Genomic DNA, 11,950 nt, shown 5'->3' with positions numbered 1-11,950 from the left:
ATCGATGCCAGATCAGCGCACCTGCCTGCGCCGCTGGCCGCACTCAGCGCAGTGCCGGCATCGGCGCGGACCTGCCCATGGCGGCCTGGTCCTGCATCGTCGTCAGCGATTTGTCCTGGCGGATCTTGAAGATCGAGACCACCTTCAGCAAGCCGCTGGCCTGCTGCGCCAGCGACTGCGCGGCCGCGCTGGCCTCCTCCACCAGCGCCGCATTCTGCTGCGTGACCTGATCCATCTGCACCACGGCGGTGTTGATCTGCTCGATACCGCTGCCCTGTTCCTGGGTGGCGGTGGCGATGCTGTTCATGATTTCACCGAAACGCTGTACCGAGTCCACGATCGCGCCCATCTGCTGTCCGGCGCTGGCCACCAGCTGCGACCCGGCGCCCACGTGGGCCATCGATTCGCCGATCAGGTCCTTGATCTCCTTGGCCGCGACCGCGCTGCGCTGGGCCAGCGAACGCACTTCCGAGGCCACCACCGCAAAGCCCCGTCCCTGCTCGCCGGCACGGGCCGCTTCCACGGCCGCGTTCAGGGCCAGGATGTTGGTCTGGAAGGCGATCCCTTCGATGACGCTGATGATGTCGGCCATCTTGCCCGAGCTGGCGGAGATCCGGTCCATGGTCTGTACCACGCGATCGAAGGCTTCGCTACCGGCGCTGGCGGTCTGCGATGCACCGCTGGCCAGGCGCAGCGCCTCACCCGCGTGCTCGGTATTCTGGCGCACGGTGGTGGTCAGCTCCTCCATGCTGGCGGCGGTCTCTTCCAGCGAGGCGGCCTGTTCCTCGGTGCGTTGGGACAGATCGAAGTTGCCCTGCGCGATCTGCCCGCTGGCCACCGAGATGGTTTCGGCGGCCGACTTGATGCCGTGGGCGATCACGTTCAACTGGTGACGCATCTGCTCGATGGACGCCATCAGGCTGGAACCGTCGCCTTCGCGCAGTCGCACCGTGGCCGTCAGGTCGCCACTGGCGATGTCGCGCGCGATGGCCTGGGCTTCGGAAGGTTCGGCGCCCAGCTGGCGCAGGATGCTGCGGGCGATCATGGTCGACGCCACCACACCTACCAGCAAGGCCAGCGCCACGGCGCTGAGCATGATGCCGCGCAGCCATTCATAGGTGGCGCGGGCGCTGGTGGCAGCCTCGTCATTGAGCTGTTCTTCGAACTCGGACAGGTCGGTGAGCGACTTGATCCAGGCCTGCTGCCTGGGCCGCACTTCACCGATAAGCACCTTGATGGCTTCGGCCGGCTTGTTATCCAGGCCCAGCTGCAAGGCCTTGGCCATGAGCGGTACGGCTGCGGCTTCATCGGCCTTGATCTGCGCCAGCAAATTGCGCTCCCGATCGGTGGTGGCGGCTTCGGTGGCAAACATCTTTTCCAGCGTCGTACGAGCATCGCCATAGAGCTTTTCCTGGCGTGCCAGCGTCTGCGCTTCGACTCGCATGCCTTCCTGGTCGTCCAGCAAGGCGATGTTGCGGATGGCGAGGGCACGCTGGCTCAGCGCATTGCGCATGGCACTGACCAGCCTGGTCTCGGCGTTGTTGACGGCGGTGATGTCGGTGAGGGCATCGTTGATGCGCGACATGCCCACCATGCCCAACACGGAAATGCCCAGCAGAAACACGAGAATCAGGCCGAAGCCCAATGCCAGCCTGGTCACGACTTTCAACTTGCCCATGGTATTGCCCCCTTTGCGGTATCCCCCGGCCGGTCTCGGATGGGTCGGGGAGAGTTTGACGGAGCTTGTCGCAGGGAGGCTGCGACGCCAGGTCGCATGAACCTGGCGGCAAAGGATGAGCTGTTGTAATTGTGATGGACATCCGCAGGCAACCGGCGCAGCGGCAAGCAGGAGCAGTCTAAGCCCCCATCCTGCGGGACAAAGCGAGAATCAGCGAGGATTTATCCAGTCACTAAAAAGTTAGGTTTTTACGTACCTTTCAGTTTTGTCCCTATGCCCGCCCTAGTGCTGAGCTTTTCTGCGCCATGGGTTGCACTGGCGCATCATGCGGGCGATTGCGCCTTGCGGCGCAGGCGGCTGGCACTGACTGCAGTGGCCAAGGCCGTGGCCAGCGCGGCCACCCACAGTGCGACACGGATCGCCTCGCCATCCTGCACCGGGCTCATCTGTAGTTCACCATGGGCCAGGGCACCGGCGGTATGGACTGCCAGGATCACGCCCAGCAGCGCGGCGCCCAGGCACTGGCCGAAGGTGCGCATGATGGCCAGCACGCCGGAGGCATTGCCACTGCGTTCGCGCGAGACATTGCCGAGCATCTCGCGGTTGTTGGGGCTCTGGAAAAAGCCGAAGCCCATACCGCACACCAAAGCGCGCCAGCCGATGTCCCAGGCCTGGGCGTGATCGGGCAGCAGGGCCAGCAACACCAGGCCGAGGGTGAACACGGCCAGTCCCAGGCTGGACAGCAGGGCTGGAGAATGACGGTCAGCCAGGCGTCCAGCATGCGGCGCCACCAGCACGATGCCCAGCGGCCAGGGCGTAAACAGGGCCGCCGATTCGAAGGCGCTGTAGGCGTAGGCATTCTGGAACAGGAAAGGCAGGGCCACGAAGGCGATCCCCTGGCCCACGAAGGACGCCAGCGAGGTCAGCGCAGCCAGGGAAAAGCGCGCATTGGAAAAGATATCCAGCGGCAACAGCGGTTCGCGCACGCGGCGCTGGCCGCGCACGAAGGCCAGTGCAGAGATCAGCGCCACCAGCGCATAGGCCGCGGCGGTGAGCGCCGCGTGGGCGCCCTGGCCGGGGTCGGCGAAGTGTGCGCAGGTGTCGGCGGCCATGATGACCGCGCCCATGGCCAGCGCCGACCACAGTGCGCCGGCCATGTCGAAGGGCGGGCGCAGGCGGCCACGCTGGCGGGTGTCCGGGATGGCGCTCCACGACAGCAGCACCGCTGCCACGCCCAGCGGCAGATTGATCAGGAAGATCCACTCCCAACTCAGCGCAGCCAGCAGGGTGCCGCCCAGCACCGGGCCGATGGCGGTGCCGGCCGCCACCAGCACTGCGTTGAGTCCGAGGATGCGGCCCAGCAGGCGGTTCGGGAAGACCGTGCGATGGATCGCCGGCGCGATGCTGAGCATGGCCGCGCCCCCCAGCCCTTGCAGCACGCGCATGGCAATGAGCCATTCCACCGTGGGCGACAGGGCACAGCCCAGCGAGGCCAGCGTGAACACCGCCAGCCCGGCCGTGAACTGGTTGCGAAATCCCAGTCGCGACGACATGGCGGCAAAGGCCGCCAGCGTCATGGCGGTGGCCAGCAGGTAGGCATTGGCCACCCAGACGGAGGCGGCGGCCGAGGTCTGCAGCGCCAGACCGATCTGGGGCAGGGCGACATTGATGATGGTGCCGTCGAATACCGCCATGGTGGTGGCGGTCATCACCGCCAGCATGGCGCGACGGCGGCGCACGCCCGGCAGGCCTTCGTCGCCGGGCAGGTCGGAAAACAGTTCCATGGGAAGATTTCCTGGAAGATAGGATCAGGTCTTCACTATAGCCACCCGCGAGACAAGGCGGAAGACGCACGGCTTGCATTGGATCATTGCATGCGACGCCATGTCACTGCGGCCATGCTAGGATGCCGGCATGACCGAAACCGACCTCAACCTGCTCATTGCGCTCGATGCCCTCATCGCCGAGGCCAGCGTGGCCGGGGCCGCGCGCCGCCTGGGCCTGAGTGCCTCGGCTATGAGTCGCACGCTGACCCGGCTGCGCCAGGCCACGGGCGACCATCTGCTGGTGCGTGCGGGCCGCCAGATGGTGCTGACGCCCTGCGCGGAGGCGCTGCGCGAGCGGGTACGCAACGTGGTGCATGAAGCCCGCTCGGTGTTGCGCCCCTCCGTCCCCGAGCTGGACCTGGCGCGGCTGGAGCGGGATTTCACCGTGCGCGCCAACGAGGGCTTCATCGAAGCCTGCGGTGCCGCCCTGATCGGCGCCGTGGCCGCCGAGGCGCCGCTGGTGCGCCTGCGCTTCGCGCCCAAGGTGGAACGCAGCCCGCTGCCGCTGCGCGAAGGCAGTGCCGATCTGGAGATCGGCGTGGCCAGCGAGATGGGGCCGGAAGTGCGGCTGCAGACCCTGTTCCGCGACCGTTTCGTGGGTGCGGTGCGCATCGGTCATCCGCTGGCGGCATTGCGCCGCGTGAGCGCGGAGCGCTATTGCAGCTTCGAACACGTGAGCGCATCGCCACGGGGCGACCGCAGCAGCCCGCTGGATGCGGCGCTGGCCGAACGCGGGCTGACGCGCAAGGTGGTGGCCATCGTCCCCAGTTTTCCCGCTGCGCTGGCGGTGGTGCGCTCCTCGGACCTGGTGGCCATGGTGCCGTACTCCTTCCTGACCACGGCCGGTGCGCCGCGCAAGGATGGCAGCGCCTCCGGCATCCATCTGTTCGAACTGCCGGTGGCGACCGATCCCATCGTGGTATCGCTGATGTGGCATCCGCGCGTGGAACTGGACCCGGCCCATCGCTGGCTGCGCGAGAAGGTACGCGGTGTCTGCGCCGAGCTGGCACGCACCGGGCCGCGACGTTGATGTCCACGCTTACCTCTTCCCTCTGAAAGACCGCCATGCAACTACAAGGCACTCATCACGTCGCCATCATCTGTTCCGACTACGCGCGCTCGAAGGCCTTCTACGTCGGGCTGCTGGGCCTGCGCGTCATCGCCGAGCATTATCGCGAAGCACGGGACTCCTGGAAGCTGGACCTGGGCCTGCCCGATGGCACGCAGATCGAACTGTTTTCCTTTCCCGCGCCGCCGGCCCGGCCGTCGCGTCCGGAGGCCTGCGGTCTGCGCCACCTGTCCTTCGCGGTGGCCGATGTACAGCAGTGCAAGGAGCAACTGGAGCGACAGGGGGTGGCGGTGGAGGACATCCGCGTGGATGAATACACCGGCCGCCGCTTTACCTTCTTCGCCGACCCCGACGGCCTGCCGCTGGAGCTCTACGAAGTGATCGACCCGGCGCGGTCCTGACACCCATCCCAACAACGCCGCCAGCCCCGCCAAAGACATTGCTCCCGCCCCTCCCATGCCAAACCTCAAGACTTCCGCCTTCTCGCGCCTGAGTTCCACCACCCTGCTCGGCGCGGCCGTGATACTGGGCATGCTCTACTTCGGTCGCGACATCCTGGCACCGCTGGCGGTGGCCGGCATTGCCAGCCTGATCATCCTGCCGCTGGTGCGCCAGCTGGACGCCCTGGGCATCAATCGCGCCGCCGCCGCCATCATCTCGGTGCTGCTGGTGGGTGCCTGCCTGGTGGCCCTGGCAGTGGTGCTGGCATTCCAGCTGGTCAGTGTCACCAGTGACCTGCCGCAATACCGCGAAGCCATCCAGGAAAAGGTGGAGAGCGTGCGCGCCATCACCGAGCGCCCCTTCGCCCGGCTGGAAGCCGAGTTGAGCGCGGTCATTCCGCAACCGGTGCCGGAGGTCAATCGCAGCGGCAAGAAGAACAGCCATGCAGCAGCTGCAGCAGCGGCCGCAGCCAATGCCACGCCCACGCCGGAGGCCGATACCCGCATGTCGGTCAGAGGTGCCCTGCGACGGCTATTCGCGCTGGCCTGGGGGCCGATCGGCCAGGCCGGCATCGTGCTGGTGCTGCTGGTCTTCATCCTGCTGGAACAGGAGTCGCTGCGCGAACGCCTGATCCGCCTGGCCGGCCTGACGGAAATGAGCCGGACAATGCAGGCCCTGGGCGACGCGGCCGAGGGGGTGTCACGCTTCTTCTTTTCGCAGTTCCTGGTCAATCTGGCGTTCGGCCTGATCATGGGCGCGGTGCTGGCCGCCGGTGGCGTGCCGCACGCGGTGCTATGGGGTACGCTGGCTGGCGTATTGCGCTTTGTGCCTTATCTGGGCGCACTGGCGTCGGGCCTGATGATCTCCATCTTCATCGCCGCCATCGATCCCGGCTGGTGGCTGGCATTGTCCTTCCTGGCCTTCTATGTCTGCCTGGAAGTGATCGTGGCCAACTTCGTCGAGCCGCGCATCTATGGTCATAGCTCCGGCCTGTCGCCGCTGGCAGTGATCGTCTCGGCACTGTTCTGGGGTTCGCTGTGGGGGCCGATCGGCCTGTTGCTGTCGACTCCGCTGACGCTCTGCCTGGTGGTGGCCGGCCGTCATGTGGCGGCGCTGGAGCCGATCACCATCCTGCTGGGCGAGGCCCCCGACATGAGCCACGCCGAACGCTTCTACCAGCGCGCGCTGGCCGGCGAATCCGACGCCATCATCCGCGACGCCCGCAGCCATCTGCAGAAGCAGAGCTTTGCCAAGTACTGCGACCAGATCCTGCTGCCTGGGCTGGCGCTGGCGGCGCTGGACCTGCGCCACGGGCGCATCGAGACGGCCCAGCAGGAGCGGCTGCGCGGCTCCGTTTCGCAATTGACCGAGGTGCTTACGCAAACCCCCGGCGCGCCGCGCAGCTTGCGGCGCCGGCGCGAAGTCCCCTTGCTCAACAGCGGCGTGGGAGCGCATCTGCGCGAACTGCGCCTGGCGCGACTGGGGCGCTGGCAGGGCTCGCTGGACGTGCCACTGGGATCGGTGGTGTTGTGCGGCGGTCTGCAGGGCGAACGCGACGACCTGCTCTCCGAACTGCTGGTGCATGCCCTGCGCGTGTCCGGCATCGACGCCCGCAGCATCACGCTGGATCAGCCGGAAGACGAACGCCCGGACAGCAGCAAGGCCGAACTGGTATCCATCGTCTTCCTGGTCTATCCGACCCGCGAACGGCTGGACGCCTGGATGGCGGTGGTGGGGACGCTGCGCAGCAACCTGCCGCAGGCCTTGCTGGTGACGATCCGCCCTTCCTTCTTCAATGAGGAAGTGGACGCGGCAACCGTGAAGGAACAGGTGGACATGGTGCTGTCTTCCTTCGAGGAAGGGCTGGCGCTGGCGTCCACCCATATGCGCCCGGCCATCAAGGTCTGAGCGGCGCGAAAGGTCTCCGGGGCCGGAGCAAAAAATCCTGGCGTAAAAAAATGCCGCCCGCTTGAACGCGGGCGGCATTGTCGTCTGGTGTTGCCGCCCATCAGCGGCATCAGCAGGACGTGGACACTTCTCAGCGCTTCAGTTGCGACAGGTCGCGCACCGCACCGCGATCGGCCGAGGTGGTCAGCGCGGCATAGGCCTGCAGCGCCTGCGACACCACGCGGGTGCGCTCGGCCGGCTTCCAGGCGGCATCGCCACGGGCCTCCATGGCGGCGCGGCGCTTGGCCAGGTCCTCTGCCGTCACACGCAGGTTGATGCTGCGATTGGGGATGTCGATATCGATCAGGTCACCCTCTTCCACCAGGCCGATGGCGCCACCTTCGGCCGCTTCCGGCGAGGCGTGGCCGATCACCAGGCCCGAGGAGCCACCGGAGAAGCGACCGTCGGTGAACAGGGCGCAAGCCTTGCCCAGGCCCTTGGACTTGATGTACGAGGTCGGGTACAGCATTTCCTGCATGCCGGGGCCGCCCTTGGGACCTTCGTAGCGCACGATGACCACGTCGCCGGCCTTGACCTTGTCACCCAGGATGGCATCGACGGCGGCGTCCTGGCTTTCGAACACGCGAGCCGTGCCGGAGAACTTGAGGATGCTTTCATCCACGCCGGCGGTCTTGACGATGCAACCCTTCTCGGCGATGTTGCCGTACAGGACGGCCAGGCCGCCATCCTGCGAATAGGCGTGCTCGCGGTCACGGATGCAGCCGTTGGCGCGGTCCAGGTCGTTGTCCTCGAAACGCTCTGCCTGCGAGAAGGCCACCTGGGTGGGAACGCCGCCGGGTGCTGCGCGGAACAGCTTGTGCACGGCCGGATCGCTGGAGACGCGGATGTCGTATTTCTCGATGGCTTCGCCCAGGGTCTTGCTGTGCACGGTGGGGCGGGAGGTATCCAGCAGACCGGCGCGGGCCAGTTCGCCCAGGATGGAGATGATGCCGCCGGCGCGGTGCACGTCTTCGATGTGGTACTTGTTGGTCATCGGCGCGACCTTGCACAGGCAAGGGACCTTGCGCGAGATGCGGTCGATGTCGGCCATGGTGAATTCGACCTTGGCTTCATGCGCGGCCGCCAGCAGGTGCAACACGGTATTGGTGGAGCCGCCCATGGAGACGTCCAGGGTCATGGCGTTTTCCCAGGTTTCCTTGGTGGCGATGTTGCGCGGCAGGATGGAATAGTCGTCCTGCTCGTAGTGACGCTTGGCCAGTTCGACGATCAGGCGGCCGGCGCGCAGGAACAGTTCCTTGCGGTCGGCGTGGGTGGCGACGATGGTGCCATTGCCCGGCAGCGACAGGCCCAGCACTTCGGTCAGGCAGTTCATCGAGTTGGCGGTGAACATGCCCGAGCAGGAACCGCAGGTCGGACAGGCCGAGCGTTCCACTTCGGCCACGTCGGCATCCGAGATGTTCTGGTCGCCGGCCTGGATCATGGCGTCCACCAGGTCCAGCTTGATGACCTTCTTGTCGGTGTTGACGGTCTTGATGACCTTGCCGGCTTCCATCGGGCCGCCGGAGACGAAGACCACGGGGATGTTCAGGCGCATGGCGGCCATCAGCATGCCCGGGGTGATCTTGTCGCAGTTGGAGATGCACACCATGGCGTCAGCGCAGTGGGCATTGACCATGTATTCGACCGAGTCGGCGATCAGGTCGCGCGAGGGCAGCGAGTACAGCATGCCGTCGTGGCCCATGGCGATGCCGTCATCGACGGCGATGGTGTTGAATTCCTTGGCGACGCCACCGGCCGCCTCGATCTCGCGGGCCACCAGCTGGCCCAGGTCCTTCAGGTGCACGTGACCGGGCACGAACTGGGTGAAGGAGTTGACCACGGCGATGATGGGCTTGGTGAAGTCGCCATCCTTCATGCCGGTGGCGCGCCACAGCGCGCGTGCGCCGGCCATGTTGCGGCCCTGGGTGGTGGTATAGGAACGATAGGTCGGCATGATGGGTGTCTCCTCAGGGCTGCTTAGGGAAAATGGGACGCCAAGAGTGCCTCGGGCGCTACCATTTGTCCAATATATAATTCGACTCGAATTAATATCCTATGGATATTTATCCCACATGAAAAAGCCCGCGCGATGGCGGGCCCGGGGAAGGTGTCGAGGTATGGCTCAGGCTTCCTCCCCTGCCTTTCTCACCGTGATCGGCTCGACCACGCTCAAGAGCAGCACCAGGCATAGCAATGAGGTGCCGACCATGTAGAGGAACACGCTGGTCCAGTCATAGCGGTCCAGCAACATGCCCACCGCCAGCGGCGCGCAGGCGCCACCGATCTGGCCCAGCGAATTGACGATGCCGAAGGCGGTCGGATAGGTGGCCTTGGTGGCCAGCCCCATGGGATAGGCGGAATAACCGGCAAAGCCGATACCCAGCATCAGGCCGGAGAGCATCAGCATGGCGCCCAGGTAGAGCACGCTGTCGGGCGCTTCCACCAGCAGCAGCGTCATCGCCGCAGTACCCAGTGCACCGAGCAGCATCATGGGCTTGCGGCGGCCACCGAGGAGACGGTCGGAGATGATGCCGCCCAGCATGTTGCCGGCCACCGCGCCAATGAAGGGTGCCGAGGCCAGGAAGCCCATCTTGACCGAGGCGAAGCCCTTGACCGTGACCAGGTAGGTCGGAATCCAGGACATGAAGATATTGCTGATGCCGATCATGCAACCGTAACCCAGGGCTACGCCGATCACGTTCCAGGAGGTGAAGACCTGGCGCAGTGTTTCCAGGCGTGGCACGCGGCGGGTGCGGTTGATGCCGTCCAGCCAGGGCATGGGCGTGACCTGGGCACCCACCAGGGGCTTGCTGCCGGCGGCGTTGGCATTGGCACTGCTGGCGGGAGCATCCTGGCTGATGTAGCGGCGTTCGGCTTCGTTGCAGAAACGGTTGTCGCCCGGGGAATTGGTCACCAGGAACAGCCACAGGATGGCCAGGAAAATGCCCGGCACGGCAAAGACGTAGAAGATTTCACGCCAGCCCCAGAGCTGGATGACGATGATGCACACGGTGGGAACGATCAGCGGTCCCAGCTTGGAGGCGGCGATCCAGAGCCCGGTGGCAGTTCCCTTTTCTTCCGGCGGGAACCAGCGGTTGATGACGTTGGTGCAGCCGATGCCCAGCGGGCCTTCCGACAGGCCCAGGCCGACCCGGTAGAGCTGCAGCAGCAGTACCGAAGAGGTGGTCCCCATCAGGCCGGTAAACAGCGAGGTCAGCAGCATGAACACCGAAAACAGGATGCCGGTGGTCTTTTCGCTCAGCCGCTTGTACATCAGGCCGACCGGAATCTGCACGAAACCATAGGCGAAGGAGAACAGGCTCACGATGAGGCCGGCCTCGGTGTTGGAAATGCCGTACTCCTTTTTCATGTACGGCAGGGCGATGCCGAAGTTGGCGCGGTCGGCACAGGCGATGGCCCAGATCAGGAAGATCAGGCCCATCACCACCCAGCGGTAGCGGGTAGGCTTTTGCAGGGTGGCAGCGGCTGATGTGGCTGAAGTTGCTGAAGTTGCAGATGCGGCGGATGCGGCGGATGCGGCTGAACGGTGGCGGCCGACCTGGTCGGCGGCGTCGACATGATTCATCGTCGGACTCCTTGTGGCGTGTCTCGTGGTTATCGTTATTGGCGGCGGGAAGATGACGGTGCCGCCTTCAGGGCGGCAGCGCCCTGCCCGTCCGGTGCGATCGCAGGTGCATGCTTGTCTCCATTGCGGGTGGCGGGCTTTGTTGTGCTTCCCGGCAAAGGGAGATATTGGCGCCCGACGTTCTCGGCGGCCGTCTCGGGATGGCCGACGCTGGGAATCATGGCCGTGCACTGCAATACCGTCCAATCTTTTCTGGCTATCAGGTGATGTGCAGATTGAATCGATGCTGATACCGGATCGCTCACCAATTCCTGAATCAATTGATAGCCTTTTCGGATTGGACGCGCTCCCCGAATGACCGCATCATCCGCCGGCATTGCCATCGAACGAGAAGGAGTCTCCCCATGAAACGCCACGTGCTGCAACTCAATCCCATCCTGGTCCCGGCCATCAACGACAAGCTGGAAAGCCTGTACCACATGCATCGCCTGTTCGAGCAGGAGGACAAGGAAGCCTATATCGCCCGTCACGCCGCGGTCATCGAAGGTGTGATCACGGGCGGTCACACCGGCATCAGCAATGCGCTGATGGATCAGCTGCCGGCATTGAAGGTGGTGGCCGTCAATGGCGTGGGTACCGATGCCGTGGATCTGAACCATGCGCGCAGCAAGGGCTTGCCGGTGACCGGTACCTTCGGCGCACTCACCGAGGACGTGGCCGACCTGGCGCTGGGCCTGATGCTGGCGGTGTGCCGCCAGATCTGTCCGGGCCATGCCTTCGTCCAGCGTGGCGACTGGGTGCGTCATCCCTCGCCGGCGGCGATCCCGCTGGCACGACGCCTGAGCGGCAAGCGCGTGGGCATCGTCGGCATGGGCAAGGTGGGGCGCGCCATCGCGCAGCGCGCCGCGGCCTTCGGCTGCCCGATTGCCTATACCGACCTGCGTGCCATGGACGACCTGCCGCACTGTTTCATTGCTGACCTGCTGCAACTGGCGCGCGAGAGCGATGTGCTGGTGCTGGCCGCCGCCGCCGACAAGGCGCAGGGCATCGTCAATGCTGCGGTGCTCGACGCCCTGGGGCGCGAGGGCGTGCTCATCAACATCGCACGCGGCAAGCTGGTGGTGGAAGAGGATCTGGTCGATGCCCTGCAGCGCGGGGTCATCGCCGGGGCCGGCCTGGATGTGTTCGTGGATGAACCCAACGTGCCGGCCGCCTTGCTGCAGATGGACCAGGTGGTGCTGCAGGCGCACCGCGCCAGCGCCACGGTGGAGTCGCGTACTGCCATGGGCGAAATGGTCCTGGCCAGCCTGGAACAGGGCCTGGCCGGCCTGCGCCCGGAAGGCAGCCTGACCACCTGAGGCCAGCCGGCCGCAACAGGGAGTGCGCCTATAATGCAGGCGCAC

General features: G+C 65.6%; 9 protein-coding genes. 4 read left to right on the top strand and 5 right to left on the bottom strand.

The annotated features are described in order from the left end of the window. Nucleotides 1–43: 43 nt before the first annotated feature. Together HWE04_RS15990 and HWE04_RS15985 are read right to left on the bottom strand one after the other, a co-directional pair. Nucleotides 44–1,678 (bottom strand): methyl-accepting chemotaxis protein, encoded by a 1,635-nt coding sequence (locus HWE04_RS15990; protein ID WP_241813011.1) that lies wholly within the window; start codon nt 1,676–1,678, stop codon nt 44–46. A gap of 323 nt (nt 1,679–2,001) precedes the next feature. Beyond that, nucleotides 2,002–3,462 (bottom strand): MFS transporter, encoded by a 1,461-nt coding sequence (locus tag HWE04_RS15985; RefSeq protein ID WP_241813010.1) that lies wholly within the window; start codon nt 3,460–3,462, stop codon nt 2,002–2,004. A 130-nt stretch (nt 3,463–3,592) separates the two neighbouring features. On the opposite strand from HWE04_RS15985, the gene HWE04_RS15980 reads away from it, so the two are divergent. The 3 genes from HWE04_RS15980 to HWE04_RS15970 are packed head-to-tail and all read left to right on the top strand — an operon-like array spanning nt 3,593 to nt 6,922. Next, nucleotides 3,593–4,534: a LysR family transcriptional regulator gene (locus HWE04_RS15980; protein WP_077236910.1), complete on the top strand. Its 942-nt coding sequence runs from the start codon at nt 3,593–3,595 to the stop codon at nt 4,532–4,534. Nucleotides 4,535–4,569: 35 nt separating this feature from the next. Then, nucleotides 4,570–4,974 carry an SMU1112c/YaeR family gloxylase I-like metalloprotein gene (gene gloA2 / locus HWE04_RS15975; RefSeq protein ID WP_241813009.1) on the top strand — a complete coding sequence of 135 codons (405 nt, stop codon included), beginning with the start codon at nt 4,570–4,572 and terminating at the stop codon, nt 4,972–4,974. 55 nt (nt 4,975–5,029) lie between these two features. Continuing rightward, the gene (locus HWE04_RS15970; protein ID WP_241813008.1) at nt 5,030–6,922 is read left to right on the top strand and encodes an AI-2E family transporter; all 1,893 of its coding nucleotides are present in this window, start codon (nt 5,030–5,032) and stop codon (nt 6,920–6,922) included. A gap of 130 nt (nt 6,923–7,052) precedes the next feature. Here HWE04_RS15970 and ilvD read toward each other — a convergent pair whose 3' ends face one another. The 3 genes from ilvD to HWE04_RS15955 all read right to left on the bottom strand — a co-directional run bounded on the left by ilvD (nt 7,053) and on the right by HWE04_RS15955 (nt 10,924). Beyond that, nucleotides 7,053–8,915, bottom strand: a complete 1,863-nt coding sequence (gene ilvD, locus HWE04_RS15965) for a dihydroxy-acid dehydratase (RefSeq protein ID WP_077236907.1) — start codon at nt 8,913–8,915, stop codon at nt 7,053–7,055. A 168-nt stretch (nt 8,916–9,083) separates the two neighbouring features. Continuing rightward, nucleotides 9,084–10,547, bottom strand: coding sequence for an MFS transporter (locus tag HWE04_RS15960; RefSeq protein WP_241813007.1), 1,464 nt, complete (start codon nt 10,545–10,547; stop codon nt 9,084–9,086). A 35-nt stretch (nt 10,548–10,582) separates the two neighbouring features. Then, entirely contained in the window at nt 10,583–10,924 is a 342-nt protein-coding gene (locus tag HWE04_RS15955; RefSeq protein WP_241813006.1) for a hypothetical protein, read from the bottom strand. Nucleotides 10,925–10,951: 27 nt separating this feature from the next. Between HWE04_RS15955 and HWE04_RS15950 the strand changes: the two genes are divergently transcribed. Next, nucleotides 10,952–11,905: a 2-hydroxyacid dehydrogenase gene (locus tag HWE04_RS15950; protein ID WP_241813005.1), complete on the top strand. Its 954-nt coding sequence runs from the start codon at nt 10,952–10,954 to the stop codon at nt 11,903–11,905. Nucleotides 11,906–11,950 lie beyond the last annotated feature (45 nt).

Origin of the sequence: Herbaspirillum sp. C7C2 (assembly GCF_022627865.1) — a bacterium.
GTDB classification, from domain to species: domain Bacteria; phylum Pseudomonadota; class Gammaproteobacteria; order Burkholderiales; family Burkholderiaceae_D; genus Herbaspirillum; species Herbaspirillum frisingense.
Note: the sequence above shows the minus strand (reverse complement) of the source record. Positions and strands in the feature narration are given on the sequence as shown.

Excerpts from the sequence above, each read along its gene's own strand:
- HWE04_RS15985 (WP_241813010.1), bottom strand. The coding sequence starts at position 3,462 with ATGGAACTGTTTTCCGACCTGCCCGGCGACGAAGGCCTGCCGGGCGTG.
- HWE04_RS15990 (WP_241813011.1), bottom strand. The coding sequence starts at position 1,678 with ATGGGCAAGTTGAAAGTCGTGACCAGGCTGGCATTGGGCTTCGGCCTG.
- HWE04_RS15950 (WP_241813005.1), top strand. The coding sequence starts at position 10,952 with ATGAAACGCCACGTGCTGCAACTCAATCCCATCCTGGTCCCGGCCATC.
- ilvD (WP_077236907.1), bottom strand. The coding sequence starts at position 8,915 with ATGCCGACCTATCGTTCCTATACCACCACCCAGGGCCGCAACATGGCC.
- HWE04_RS15970 (WP_241813008.1), top strand. The coding sequence starts at position 5,030 with ATGCCAAACCTCAAGACTTCCGCCTTCTCGCGCCTGAGTTCCACCACC.
- gloA2 (WP_241813009.1), top strand. The coding sequence starts at position 4,570 with ATGCAACTACAAGGCACTCATCACGTCGCCATCATCTGTTCCGACTAC.
- HWE04_RS15955 (WP_241813006.1), bottom strand. The coding sequence starts at position 10,924 with ATGCCGGCGGATGATGCGGTCATTCGGGGAGCGCGTCCAATCCGAAAA.
- HWE04_RS15980 (WP_077236910.1), top strand. The coding sequence starts at position 3,593 with ATGACCGAAACCGACCTCAACCTGCTCATTGCGCTCGATGCCCTCATC.
- HWE04_RS15960 (WP_241813007.1), bottom strand. The coding sequence starts at position 10,547 with ATGAATCATGTCGACGCCGCCGACCAGGTCGGCCGCCACCGTTCAGCC.